The organism is Streptococcus sp. HMSC078H12 (assembly GCF_001814615.1).
Classification (GTDB): domain Bacteria; phylum Bacillota; class Bacilli; order Lactobacillales; family Streptococcaceae; genus Streptococcus; species Streptococcus salivarius_F.
Genome location: NZ_KV817316.1, coordinates 210,402 through 224,644 on the forward strand (window position 1 = coordinate 210,402; position 14,243 = coordinate 224,644).

The 14,243-nt window shown below is 41.4% G+C and carries 10 protein-coding genes and 1 riboswitch; all 10 genes read left to right on the forward strand.

The genetic code is table 11. From position 1 onward, the window contains the following. Positions 1–11: 11 nt before the first annotated feature. Entirely contained in the window at positions 12–851 is an 840-nt protein-coding gene (locus tag HMPREF2979_RS02395) for an ABC transporter ATP-binding protein (RefSeq protein WP_070654950.1), read from the forward strand. Beyond that, on the forward strand, positions 844–1,563 hold the full coding sequence (locus tag HMPREF2979_RS02400) for an ABC transporter permease (protein WP_070654951.1): 720 nt from the start codon (positions 844–846) through the stop codon (positions 1,561–1,563). Before HMPREF2979_RS02395 ends, HMPREF2979_RS02400 begins: the two co-directional genes overlap by 8 nt. Positions 1,564–1,751: 188 nt before the next feature. Next, positions 1,752–1,907: riboswitch (M-box (ykoK) riboswitch) on the forward strand. Between the two features lie 223 nt (positions 1,908–2,130). Next, the gene (mgtA, locus tag HMPREF2979_RS02405; protein ID WP_070654953.1) at positions 2,131–4,791 is read left to right on the forward strand and encodes a magnesium-translocating P-type ATPase; all 2,661 of its coding nucleotides are present in this window, start codon (positions 2,131–2,133) and stop codon (positions 4,789–4,791) included. Between the two features lie 285 nt (positions 4,792–5,076). Continuing rightward, a complete protein-coding gene (glmU, locus tag HMPREF2979_RS02410) occupies positions 5,077–6,459 on the forward strand; it encodes a bifunctional UDP-N-acetylglucosamine diphosphorylase/glucosamine-1-phosphate N-acetyltransferase GlmU (RefSeq protein ID WP_070654955.1) in 1,383 nt (460 codons plus the stop codon). Between the two features lie 79 nt (positions 6,460–6,538). Further along, positions 6,539–7,087, forward strand: a complete 549-nt coding sequence (locus HMPREF2979_RS02415) for an NUDIX domain-containing protein (RefSeq protein ID WP_014633436.1) — start codon at positions 6,539–6,541, stop codon at positions 7,085–7,087. A gap of 3 nt (positions 7,088–7,090) precedes the next feature. Next, positions 7,091–7,351 (forward strand): cell wall synthase accessory phosphoprotein MacP, encoded by a 261-nt coding sequence (gene macP / locus HMPREF2979_RS02420; RefSeq protein ID WP_070654957.1) that lies wholly within the window; start codon positions 7,091–7,093, stop codon positions 7,349–7,351. 66 nt (positions 7,352–7,417) lie between these two features. After that, a complete protein-coding gene (locus HMPREF2979_RS02425; RefSeq protein ID WP_002886153.1) occupies positions 7,418–8,110 on the forward strand; it encodes a 5'-methylthioadenosine/adenosylhomocysteine nucleosidase in 693 nt (230 codons plus the stop codon). 392 nt (positions 8,111–8,502) lie between these two features. After that, on the forward strand, positions 8,503–11,529 hold the full coding sequence (locus HMPREF2979_RS02430) for a Spy0128 family protein (RefSeq protein WP_070654959.1): 3,027 nt from the start codon (positions 8,503–8,505) through the stop codon (positions 11,527–11,529). A 130-nt stretch (positions 11,530–11,659) separates the two neighbouring features. Next, positions 11,660–12,658: an LTA glycolipid anchor biosynthesis glycosyltransferase, IagA/BgsA family gene (locus HMPREF2979_RS02435; protein ID WP_004182965.1), complete on the forward strand. Its 999-nt coding sequence runs from the start codon at positions 11,660–11,662 to the stop codon at positions 12,656–12,658. Then, positions 12,659–13,981: a glycosyltransferase family 4 protein gene (locus HMPREF2979_RS02440; protein ID WP_070654961.1), complete on the forward strand. Its 1,323-nt coding sequence runs from the start codon at positions 12,659–12,661 to the stop codon at positions 13,979–13,981. The last annotated feature ends 262 nt before the right edge of the window (positions 13,982–14,243 follow it).

Here is a 14,243-nt window from a genome sequence, read left to right on the forward strand (position 1 = left end):
AAGGAGTAACTATGTCTCAGCAGGTTATTAAAGCGGACAATTTAGGTAAAAGCTTTGGGTCTTTTAAGGCCATAAGTTCCCTCACTTTCGAGGTCAACAAGGGAGAAATTTTAGGTTTCCTTGGGCCATCTGGATCTGGTAAAACGACTACGATTAACATTCTCACAGGTCAATTGACACCAGACCAAGGGCAATCATCAATTCTAGGTAAGTCCTCTACCAATCTGAATGAGGAAGACCTTACCAATATCGGTCTAATTACGGAAAATAGTGGCTATTATGAAAAGTTGAGCCTTTATGACAATCTCCTCTTTTTTGCAAAGCTCTATGATGTTCCACAAGGGGACCTTGATGATTTGATGAAGCGTGTAGGTCTCTATGACAGACGTAAGACCCTGGCTGAAAAGTTATCAACAGGGATGAAGCAACGTATGTTACTCGTCCGTGCCATTATTAACAAACCTCAAGTTCTCTTTTTGGATGAACCGACTTCAGGCTTAGATCCGTCAACTTCCCAGTCTATTCATGAACTTATTAAGGAGTTGCAAGCAGAAGGGACGACCATTTTCTTAACGACCCATGATATGCACGAGGCGACTATCCTCTGTGACAAGATTGTCCTTCTTAATAAGGGGCAAATTGTGGAAGCGGGGACTCCAAGTGATCTGATTCAAAAGTATAATACAGATAAACGTGTCAAAATTACCTATCAATCTGGTAAGGAGGACTACCTATCGTTTTCAGAGTTGGGACAGGTCAGCCAGACTGATGATATTCTAACCATCCATTCTTGTGAACCAACCTTGGAAGATGTCTTTATCCAACTAACAGGAGGTAAGCTCAATGCGTAAGCAGTTAAAATCACTCATGTGGCTCAGACGCCGAATTATCTTATCAAATAAAAGTATCTTGATTCAAGTTTTCCTACCATTTGGCTTTACTTATCTATATAAAAAACTCACTGAGATACAGGGAGCATTGAATACAGAATCCAAGGTTCGTTTGCTTGTACAGTGTTTGTCTATGGCCCTTTTATTTGGGGCTGGGAATACAATTAGTACCATTGTGTCTGAGGAAAAGGAGAAAAAGACCCTCCGAACTCTCCTTCTGAGTGGTGTTAAGACTAAAAATTACATAATCTCAACCCTTGTTATCCCATTCGCCATTAGTCTTGCTTCGGCTCTTTTCATTCCTAAAATTCTAGAGATTGATTTGGGTAAACAGTCAGATACTTATTACCTTATTGTTTTATTAACTGCGGTAGCTGTCATGCTTATTTATCTATTTATTGGTATGGTGTGTAAAACTCAAATGTCTTCACAGATTATTGGTCTACCAATAACAATGATTAGCCTTTTCATTCCAACACTTTTAGGCATGAGTGATACCTTTGATACCGTTATAAAATATAGTCACATGGGGCTTTATACAAATGCACTCAGTGATTTTGACCACTTTAAGTGGCAGGACCAAAAAGCTAGTTTAATAGCTCTAATCATCTGGATCCTTGTCTTTGCATTGCTTGACTTCGTGCAGGCTAAGAAAATACGAAAGATTTCTTAATTCGTCTATTGATAAGATAAGTTCCTATTTTGACTACGACGTCCGCACTCACTTAAGGAAAGTCTAAAAAAATCCATTTTACAAAAGAATATCTTACAAAAAAGAGCGGAAGCTCTTTTTTTATTACCCACTCAAGCAAAAAGTAACTTTTCCCCTTGACAAGTTACCGCCTTAGGAGTATTATTTTCAGTGAAATACGGTAGGTGAGGCTACCACAAGGATACGGATGACTACCGCAAAGCAGTGGAGACACTACTCGTTGGTCAACAGTCCTGATCGCCAAGGTCAAGACTAAGCTCATTTCATCGCCTTGCGGAGCTAAAGCTTGAACGGTCCATTTTTTGACAGAATCTATTAAAAAATCAACCTCGAGTTTATAGAGTCTTACCTGTATATGGGTAGGACTCTTTTCATTTGTCTGAGGTCCACCCAGCATCAAAAAATTGAAAGGAGAAACCTATGAGACTAATCGACGATCACCCCGAACCGCACCTAACCAGTCAATCGCTGATTAGTGTCTTAGGGACTCCATAAGTGATTGGCTCATGATTAAATAAGGAGATTCCAATGTCAACAAATAAAGAAAGACTTATTGCTGCTCTTCAAGAGCCACTTGAAACAACCCTTACTCGCTACAAGACTCATTTGGATGGCTTGAAGGAAGACCAAGTAGAAGAAAACCGTGACCTTTATGGGGAAAATATCATAACCAAAGGACAAGAGGATTCTATCATCAAAAAGATTTATGAATCTATCATCAATCCCTTTACTGTTATTCTCCTAGTCATCGCTCTGGTTTCCTTTATCACCAATGTCTGGCTTGCTAAACCAGGTGAAGAAGATCCAACGACTTCTATCATCATTGTCACTCTAGTTTTGATATCTGGTGGTATCCGTTTTATTCAAGAACTTCGTAGTGACAAGGCTGCTAGCAATTTGTCTCGCATGATTGTCAATACAGCAACAGTGCTTCGAGATGGCAGTGAGCAAGAAATCCCAATCGATGAAATTGTGGTTGGAGATGTGGTCAAACTGAGTGCGGGAGATATGATTCCGGCTGATGTGGTCTTACTAGATTCTCGTGATTTCTTTGTTCAACAGTCTGGCTTGACAGGTGAAAGCGATGCTGTGGAAAAAGCTTGTCTGGCTAAAGCAGATGGTCAAAATCTAGAGAGCCTGCTTGAAAGTGAGAGCCTTGCTTTCATGGGAACTAATGTTATCTCTGGTCGTGCAACAGCCTTGGTTTTAGTTGTTGGTGATGAAACCATGATGGGAGCAATTGAGCAGACCATCAATACTTATGACGAACCAACTTCATTTGAACGTGAGATGAATTCCATTTCTTGGCTCTTGATTCGACTCATGTTGGTTATGGTTCCTGTTGTTTTTGTGATTAACGGTTTAACAGATGGGGACTGGCTTGAAGCCGGCGTCTTTGCCCTTAGTGTGGGAGTCGGTTTGACCCCAGAAATGTTGCCGATGATTATCACAGCCAGTCTTGCCAAGGGTTCTATCATTATGGCCAAGGAAAAGGTGGTCATCAAAAAACTTAATGCTATTCAAGACCTAGGGGCTATCGACATCCTTTGTACGGATAAGACAGGAACCCTGACTCAAGATGAAATCGTTCTTGAGTACCCTCTTGATATCCATGGCGACCTTGACCTTTCAGTGCTTCGGAGAGCCTATCTTAACTCTTATTTCCAAACTGGCTTGAAAAATCTTATGGACCGTGCCATTATTAGTCGAACTGAAAGAGAAGCTAAGAAACATGACATCGTTCGTGACCTTGACCAGACCTTCCACAAGATTGATGAGCTACCTTTTGATTTTGAACGTCGTCGCATGAGTGTCATTGTTCAAGACACTGATGGATTTGTTAGCATGGTGACAAAAGGTGCCCTTGAAGAAATGCTCTCTGTTTCTAACTATGTGGAATACAAGGGAGACATTATCCCATTGACTGACGATGTTCGTGAGGAAGTCCTTGCGGAAGTTGCACAGTTGAATGAACAAGGTTTGCGTGTTCTCGGTGTTAGCTACAAATCACAGCTTAATGAAAATGACGTCTTTAGTGTCGAAGATGAAAGTGATATGATTTTGACGGGATATCTTGCCTTCCTTGACCCACCAAAACCATCAGCAGCACCTGCTATCAAGGCTTTGGCGGAATATGGTGTGACCACAAAAATTTTGACTGGAGACAATGATAAGGTGACACAGGCTGTCTGTGAAAAAGTTGGTCTAGATGTGACGCACATTCTACTTGGAAGTGATCTTGATACCATGTCAGATCAAGATTTGGCTAAGGCTGTGGAAACGACAACAGTCTTTGCTAAGTTATCCCCAGACCAAAAGGCACGAATTATCCTAAGCCTTAAGGAAAATGGGCATAAGGTAGGCTATATGGGTGATGGTATCAACGATGCCCCATCCATGAAGGTGTCAGATGTGGGGATTTCTGTGGATACAGCTGTTGATATCGCCAAAGAAACTGCAGATGTTATCTTGCTTGATAAGGATTTAATGGTCTTGGAAAAAGGTTTGGTTGAAGGACGGAAGGTCTATGCTAATATGACCAAATATATCAAGATGACCGTTTCTTCAAATTTCGGGAATATCTTTTCTCTCCTCTTTGCCAGCATTTTCTTACCATTCCTACCAATGGCACCTGTGCATTTGATTGTCCTAAATCTTGTCTATGATATCTCTTGTATCGCCCTTCCATTTGACAATGTGGACAAGGAATTTCTTAAAGAGCCACATATCTGGGAAGCCAAATCAATCATGCGTTTCATGGCTTGGATAGGACCTATTTCGTCCGTATTTGATATTTTGACATATATCTTGCTCTATTTCATCATTGTGCCAATGATTTTGGGGCATGGCTATGTTCATGGTTCACCAGAAGCAGCAGCCTTTATCATCATTTTCCAAACAGGTTGGTTTATCGAATCTATGTGGTCTCAAACCATGGTTATCCACATGTTACGTTCACCAAAACTACCATTTATTCAAAGCCACCCAGCACTATCTGTTGTTGTGACAACCCTATTTGCTGCTGTCTTTGTAACCTCTCTTCCTTACAGTCCATTGGCTAGTCTCTTAAAACTCAGCCATCTAAATGGTCTCTATTTCATTCTCTTGTTTGTTATTATCGTTTTGTATATGCTTAGTGTTACCTTTGTGAAGCATATCTACATTAAGAAATACAAAGAATGGTTGTAGGATAACTATCCATAGAAAAAAGAGCGTTAGCTCTTTTTTCATTACCTTTCATTCTGCCAAAACCTTTTCATTTATGGTATAATAGGGCGATTATAGATAATCAGAGGCCCTAAAAAACGTCAGTTATGAGGACATATTTTCTAAGAAATGAGTGACTATGTTTTCAAGGCCCCTTTCTTTCGTAGGCTATCCCAGTGGGAGGTGGAGGCCCTGAGATTTGGGGCTCAAGGCTAAGACCGCCACGAAGGAAACCATCACAAAAAAATCTTAAGAAGGAAAAAGAAAATGAGTAATTACGCAATTATCCTTGCTGCGGGTAAAGGAACTCGCATGAAATCAGATCTTCCAAAAGTATTGCACAAGGTTTCAGGCATCACTATGCTTGAGCATGTCTTCCGTGCAGTTTCAGCCATTGATCCAGCTAAAAACGTTACTGTTATTGGTCACAAGGCTGAACTTGTTCGTGAGGTTTTGGATGGTCAATCTGCTTTCACTATGCAAACTGAGCAGTTGGGGACTGGTCACGCAGTAATGATGGCTGAAGATGAGTTGGCTGGACTTGAAGGTCAAACGCTTGTTATTGCTGGTGACACGCCTTTGATTACTGGTGAAAGCCTTAAAAACCTTATTGATTTCCACGTTAATCATAAAAATGTTGCCACTATCTTGACTGCAACTGCGGACAATCCATTTGGTTATGGTCGTATCATCCGTAACGAAAATGGCGAAGTGACTAAGATTGTAGAGCAAAAAGATGCCAACGAATTCGAACAACAAGTCAAAGAAATCAATACAGGGACTTACGTTTTTGACAACAAACGTCTCTTCGAAGCACTTAAAAATATCAACACTAACAACGCTCAAGGGGAATACTATTTGACTGATGTCATTTCTATTTTCCGTGAGAATGGTGAAAAAGTAGGTGCCTTCACCCTTCGTGACTTCGAAGAAAGTCTTGGGGTTAATGACCGTGTTGCCCTAGCTACGGCAGAAGATGTTATGCGTCGTCGTATCAACAAAGCTCACATGGTCAACGGTGTTACTTTCCAAAATCCAAACGCTACTTATATTGACGTGGATGTGGAAATTGATCCAGATGTTGTCATTGAAGCTAATGTGACACTTAAAGGACAAACTAAGATTGGTGCAGAGTCAGTGCTTACTAATGGTACTTATATTGTTGATTCAACTATCGGTGCCAAAACGGTTATCACTAACTCTATGATTGAGCACTCAGTGGTTGAAGAGGGCGTTACCGTTGGTCCATTTGCCCATGTTCGTCCAGATTCAACCCTCAAAAAAGATGTTCATATCGGTAACTTCGTTGAGGTTAAGGGGTCTACTATCGGTGAAAATACCAAAGCTGGTCACTTGACCTACATTGGTAATGCGGAAGTTGGTTCTGACGTTAACTTTGGTGCTGGAACCATTACCGTTAACTATGATGGTCAACACAAGTTCAAGACACAAATTGCCAATAATGTTTTTATCGGAAGCAATTCAACCTTGATTGCACCGCTTGAAATTGGGGCTAACGCTCTCACAGCGGCTGGTTCAACCATCACAGATGATGTGCCAGCTGACAGCGTAGCCATTGGACGTGGCCGTCAGGTCAATAAAGAAGGCTATGCCATTAAGAAACCTCACCACCCAAGCCAACAAAAGTAGGCTTAAGGCTATCTGAGCTAGATTCTCTTGTAGAGTAGAGGTAGCTTAGAATGAGGTCAGAAGTAAAAGGAGTCAATTCATGGAGTTTGAAGAAAAAACACTCAAACGTGAGTCAAAATTTAAGGGACATATTTTTGAAGTTGCAGTAGACGAGGTCCTCTTGCCAGACGGTAAGACGGCTGGTCGTGAACTCATCTTCCACAAGGGAGCAGTAGCCGTTTTAGCGGTTACCCCAGAAGGAAAAATCATTATCGTAAAACAATACCGTAAGGCTATTGAGGCAGTTTCTTACGAGATTCCTGCAGGCAAACTGGAAGTCGGTGAAGCTGGCGATGAAATGGCTGCAGCAGCGCGTGAACTCGAAGAGGAGACTCAGTATAAGGGTGATCTGGAATTGATTTATGAATTTTACACAGCCATTGGCTTTTGTAATGAGAGAATCAAACTCTATGTAGCGACCAACCTTAAACCTGTGGAAAATCCACGTCCACTTGATGATGATGAGTTCCTTGAACTCTATGAATTGACCTATGAGGAGTGTATGGAACTTGTAGCTTCAGGAGCTATTCAAGATGCCAAAACCATCATCGCGCTCCAATACTATGCACTTCATTTCGGAGGAAAATAAGCTATGGGAAAACCACTTTTGACCGAAGATATCATTGAGCAGGCCAAGCGTGGGGAAATCGATTTAGAGGAACATCCTTATTATGAGGACTATGATCAAGAGTTCTACGATGAGGATTATGAGGCTGATTACCAGCCTTCTGCCTACAAGAGCCGTCGAATTGAGAATGCTAAACGCAATCAATTTCAACACAAGCTTAATCGCATCCTCTTTTGGGTTGTGGTCCTCTTGATTATTCTCTTCATTGCTGTCTTTTATTTCTAAAAAGTCTATGAGTCAGATAGCCCTAGCTACTTATTCAGGAAAGATTACAAGCTGAAAAGGAACTATATGAAAATTGGAATTATCGCTGCCATGGAGCAGGAGTTAGTGCTTCTAGTGGAGCAATTGGAAAATAAGGTTGAAGAAACTGTTCTTGGCAATACCTACTACACAGGACGCTTAGGAAAACATGATGTTGTTTTGGTGCAATCAGGTGTTGGTAAGGTTATGTCAGCCATGTCTGTGGCTGTCTTGGCAGACCATTTTGGCGTTGATGCCCTCATTAACACTGGTTCTGCAGGAGCAGTAGCACCTGGACTTAAAATTGGAGATGTGGTTGTAGCTTCAAAATTGGCCTATCACGATGTTGATTTGACAGCCTTTGGCTATGATTATGGGCAAATGTCTATGCAACCACTTTATTTTGAAAGTGACTCTACCTTCGTAGAGACTTTCGAAAAGGTCTTGGCTCAGGCTTCCATTGATTCTAAGATTGGGCTTATCGCTACGGGTGATAGCTTCATTGCGGGTCAAGACAAGATTGATGCTATTAAGGGTCATTTCCCAGAAGTCTTGGCTGTAGAGATGGAGGGAGCAGCTATTGCTCAAGCCGCACACAGTGTCAAAAAGCCTTTCATCGTTGTACGTGCCATGAGTGATACAGCTGCTCATGATGCTAACATTACCTTTGATGAATTCATTATTCAGGCGGGGAAACAATCAGCTGCTATCTTGGTTGAGTTTCTCAAAGAACTTGCCTAAAATACATTAAATGAGTGCTTATGCTCATTTTCTTAATTAATTTAAAGACGACTGCTATTCATTTAAGAATGGCAGTTTTTTTCTGCTTTTAAATAAGAAAACCTTCTCATTTTTTAAAGAAAAAATCTGAATTTTAGCATTTTTCAGACGGAAATTTAATTAAAATTATGTCAATAAAATGAGAAAGAAAAACAATATTAAAAGAGAGACTCCGAAAGAAAGCTTATAATATAAGGGTTTGAAAATTTCACTATCTATTGATATCTTAGAAAGCTTTACAAAACCTCCAAAGGGGTAAATAATTATCTTGCAAAGTTCTGAAAATAGTGTATAATTCAGAATGAAAAGGGTTACAAAAATGTTAAGATTTGTAAAAATGGGAGGATAGAATCATGAATAACCGATTCGGTGATTCGAGGCAGCGTTTCTCAATCCGTAAGTTTACGGTGGGCGTTGCTTCGGTCTTACTTTCGTCTGCAGTTTTTGGTGTAAGTACCGCCAAAGCAGATCAAGCTGAAGAGCCTAAAGGCCAACCAGCGACGAGTGTACTTGAGGAAGCCAGTGAGTCTGATGGTGGGGGCCAAAGGACAAGCACTAGTGCCTCAAGTCAAGAAGTGACAGCTGAACCTACCGTTCAAGCAGAAAGTACCAGTGCTATCTCAGTAACTGCTGTTTCTAGTGAAGTTGCGCTTCAAGAGCAAACGGTTGCAAGCTCTGAGCAAACAAGTTCATCACAAGATAAGACTAGTGAGGGGATCAGTGAGAAACCTGTTACAGTCAATGAAACACGAGAAGCTAGCGCTAGCGACCTCGCTGCAGCAAACAATACGAGTTCCGCTTCGTCTGATAATTTCGGACTTAAGGTTACCAACCTAAGTCGTCCGATTCCAGCGGATGTCAAGGTGACTAAGACAGGTACTGAAATCACTGTTCAAAATCCTGATGTGGAAATGGAATTTCCAAACGGAAATAGTAAGTACGCTACTAGCAAGGTTGTCTACCACAATATTCCTTTCCCTGATGATATGACCATCAATGAAGGGGATCAGGTCATTTTTAATTTGCCTGAGCAGTTGCGTTTCCGTACTAGCTACGATATCAATGTCTATAATCCAGACAATCAAATTGTAGGTCTGGCTCAAATTGATCCTGAGAAGAATCGTGTCACAACGACCTTTAATAACTATTTCCAAACACATCCCAACAATAAGCTCATGAGTTTAGAGTTGGATACCCTTTATTCTGAAGAAGTAGATGAAGGGGAACATCTTACTCTTGATTTTGAGGGACGTATCATTCATGTTTCAGTGGGTAAAGAGCAGTCACCTCCTCCAGGTCAAGAGGTTATTTCTAAGTGGGGTAGTCAAGATAAGAATGATCCTACGCTTTTGAATTGGCAGATGCGTCTCAATTACTCACGACGTCTCCTTAACAACTTGAAACTGGTTGATACTTGGTCTGACAATCAAAGATTTGTGGACGGTTCTTTGCAACTTCGCTACATTGATTCGGCAGATCCTTGGATTGACAAGGGATCAGCTATGGATCTGATTAAGAGTTTCTCTTATGATGATAGCCATTTTGAGCTTAAACTCAATCAGTTGGACCGCATGGTTTATGTTTGGTATCAAACCCGTTTGACACAACCTGTTGAAGAATCAACTAACCCTGTCAACCGTATTAAACTTCATGCGGATGTTGTTTCTGATTCTTACAAGTCAACCATTCGCTTGGTTGGCGGTCGTGGAGATGCCATTGGAGATAATCTCGCTCATTTCAATCTTGAGCTTGAGAAGGACTTGGCGGGTAGAGACCTTAAGGATAAAGAATTTACATTTAAATTAGTTGATGTGACTGATAGTGCCAATCCTGTTGACTTAGGGGAAACCACTAATGATGCCAAGGGTAAAATCGTCTTTTCAGATCTCTCACTCAGTAAGCCAGGTATCTATCATTATCGTGTGACAGAGGTTCCCGGTAATGACGAAGATGTGGTCTATGACAAACTAGAAGCCAATATCACCATTCAGGTTGTTCGTGAAACTGTGGACAATCAAGTCAAATTGGTTGCCAAGGTTGCCTATCCAGAAGACATTATCTTTAACAATAAATTGGTAACACCAGCCAAGGCCAAAATTGCATTTGGTAAGGAATTGACCAAGGCAGGCGTTAAACAAGATCTAAAAGCAGATCAATTCCAATTTGTTCTTAAAGACCGTTTTGGAAAAGTCCTTGAAACTGTTGGTAATACAGCTGATGGTCAGGTTGCTTTTAGTGAGTTAACCTTTAACAAGGTAGGTACTTACAACTACACTGTTGAAGAGCTTACAGGTAAGGATGACTCAATTGTTTATGACAGCATGAAAGCTGCTGTTTCTATCACGGTAACACGTGATGGCGACGCCCTTGTTTCAACCGTGGTTAATCCTAAAGACACTATCTTTAACAACAAGTTTGTGACTCCAGCTAAGGCCGCTATTCAGTTCAGTAAGGAATTGACTAAGGCAGGTGTCAACCAAACTTTGACTGCTAATGAGTTCCAATTTGTTCTCAAAGATAGTGCCGGTCATATTGTCGAAACAGTTGGTAATACAGCTGATGGTCGTGTTGCCTTTAGTGAACTTCACTTTGATAAGGCAGGAACTTACACTTATACTGTTGAAGAAGTTAAGGGAACTAACGAAGATATCATCTATGATGGTATGAAAGCAACTGTCTGGATTACAGTGACACGAGATGGTGATGCTTTGGTATCAACAGTTGCTAATCCAAAAGATACTGTTTTCAATAACTATGTGAAAGACGTGCAACCAGCTAAGGCCAAATTCGAATTGACCAAGGTTCTTACAGGTCGTAACCTCAAAGATGGTGAGTTTAGTTTCGTTCTCAAGGACGACAAGGGTAATGTTATCCAAACAGTGACCAATAATGCACAAGGAAACATTAGTTTTGGAAATATTGTCTACGACAAACCAGGTGTTTACTACTACACTGTTGAAGAAGTCAAGGGTAATGAAGCTGACGTGGTTTATGATAACATGGTGGCTAAATTCCAGGTGACCGTAACTAAGACTGTAGGTGAAAAGGAAAATCTACTTGTAGCAGCCGTTCTCCTTCCTTTGGATACAGAATTTAACAATAGTTACATTCCTCCAAAACCTCCTACACCGCCAACACCACCGACACCACCAAGTGTCCCACCTAAACCACCAGTGGTTCCGCCAACACCACCAACTCCGCCTACTCCACCGGTGACTCCAAAACCAGCTAAGCCAGTTCAATCCTCTGAGAAATCAGGACCTCAACTTCCAGAGACTGGTCAAGCTAACGATACTGCCTTGCTTGCCCTTGGTGCGGCAGCAGAAGTGGCAGCAGTCATGGGTGTAGCATATAGCCATCGTCGCCGTAAAGACGTTTAAGATGATGACCTAAAAGATCGAGTATTCTCGATCTTTTTTAGTATTTGGCCGCCTATCTCATTAAATGAGAAATCAAGATAAAGCCAACTGCAAGATGAAATTTCTACTAAATTAAGCTATAATGAAGAGTATGAAAGTTCTACTTTATCTTGAAGGAAAATCGGTTCTTGAAAAATCAGGAATCGGACGGGCTCTCCACCATCAGATGCATGCCTTGGACTTGGCGGGGATTCCCTATACAACGGACATCTTGGGTGATTATGATGTCGTTCATATTAATACTTATGGGCCACGCAGTTTGATGTTGTTGCACGCTGCAAAACGCCGTGGCAAGAAGGTCATCATGCATGGCCATTCGACACGTGAGGACTTTGAGAATTCATTCATCGGTTCTAACCTTTTGGCTCCACTTTTTGGGAAATACTTGGCCCACATGTATCAAAAGGCCGATTACGTGATTACGCCATCTGAGTATTCCAAAAAATTGATTCAGTCTTACGGAGTTACCACACCAATCATTGCTGTTTCAAATGGGATTGATTTGAAAAAATACGGTAAGGATCCACGTAAGGAAGAAGTTTTCCGAGACTACTTTGGTATCGAGGAAGGACAGCCAGTGGTTATTTGTGCGGGGCTTTATTTCCAACGCAAGGGAATTGAAGACTTCGTCAAGGTGGCCGAAAAGATGCCTCATGTTCGTTTTATTTGGTTAGGTAGCATCAGCAAATGGTTGATTCCTAAGAAGATTCGAGACATTGTCAATGGTAAGCATCCTGATAATGTCAGCTTCCCAGGTTATTTCAAGGGAGCCGTCTTCCAGGGAGCCATGAGTGGTGCTAATGCTTTCTTTTTCCCATCTTACGAGGAAACTGAAGGGATTGTGGTGCTAGAAGCCTTTGCCAGTCACCAGCATGTAGTTTTGCGTGATATTCCTGTTTATGAAGGCTGGGTTGATGACAAATCGGCCTCATTTGGGCACAACGTGGACGAATTTGTAGTAGCCTTGCAAGATATTATCGATGGTAAAGTGGACAAACGTGAAGAAGGCTATAAGGTTGCAGAAAGTCGCTCGATTGACGATGTCGCCCAAAAGCTTGTTGAAGCCTACAAAGAAGTATTGGAGATTTAAATGCGTATCGGATTGTTTACAGATACCTATTTTCCACAGGTATCAGGTGTTGCGACCAGTATTCGCACGCTGAAGACGCAGTTGGAAAAAATGGGACATACAGTCTTTATCTTTACCACGACTGATAGAGATGTTGACCGCTATGAAGACTGGCAGATTGTCCGTATTCCGAGTGTGCCTTTCTTTGCTTTTAAGGACCGCCGTGTAGCTTATCGAGGCTTTTCTAAGGCACTAGAGATTGCCAAACAATATAAGCTTGATATTATTCATACGCAGACAGAGTTTTCATTAGGTCTGCTAGGGATTGCCATTGCACGCGAACTTAGGATTCCTGTTGTGCATACCTACCATACTCAGTATGAAGACTATGTCCGCTATATTGCCAAAGGTATGGTTATCCGTCCAAGTATGGTTAAGTACATTGTTCGTGGCTTTATGAGCGATTTGGATGGAGTCATTTGTCCGAGTGAGATTGTTTATGACCTTTTGCTCAAGTACAAGGTTGCAGCTGAAAAACGTGTCATTCCAACTGGGATTGAACTTGAAAAGTTCCAACGTCCAGAGATTACTGAAGATGATGTGGCAGACTTGAGATCCAAGCTTGGTATCGCCTCTGATGAGACCATGTTGTTGAGCCTCTCTCGTGTGTCCTATGAGAAAAACATCCAGGCTGTGCTGGCTGCTCTCCCTTCTGTTTTGGAGGAAGACGACAAGGTGCGTTTGGTTGTGGCTGGTGACGGTCCTTACCTAACAGATCTTAAGTCTCAAGCCAAAAAACTTGGTATTCAGGACAAGGTGGTTTTCACTGGTATGATTGCGCCTAGTGAGACAGCACTTTATTATAAGTCTGCTGATTTCTTCATTTCGGCATCAACCAGTGAGACTCAGGGCTTGACCTATCTGGAAGCCTTGGCTAGCGGTACCCCTATCATTGCCCACGGAAATCCTTATTTGGATAATGTAGTTACAGACCAGATGTTTGGAACGCTTTATTATCATGATAATGATTTAGCTGGGGCCATTTTGGAAGCTGCCATTGCAACACCAGAAAAAGACGAAACTAAGTGGGCTGACAAGCTTTATGAAATTTCTGCGGAAAACTTTGGAAAACGTGTCTATGAGTATTACTTGGACCTTACGATTTCTAAGGATTTCCACAATGATTTGAATGGTGAAGATAGTACCATGAAACGCTTGACGCGTATGGTAACTTATTTGCCAACTAAGGCTATTACCTTGCCTGTTAATGGCTCTGTTCGTATCCTCAAAGGATCAGCCAAACAGGTCAAGAAAATCAGAAATATCACGAAACTTTTGGATTAGAAAAGCAACCAGATTTTCCTAGTCAGATAAAATCTTAGAATTGATTAATAAAAGAGATAATTAGCTTGAAAAATTACAGTTTCATGCTATAATAACGCATAGAGATATATCAGTCATGGGAAATCTTTCAGAGAGCGTGTGGTGCTGGAAATCACGCAGAGGACATGATTGGGACTACTCGATTAACTTTTTATGCAAACATAAAACGGTGGCCACGTTAGAGCCAATCAGAGGTGTAGGACAGACTCGTTTTTTGTCGTAC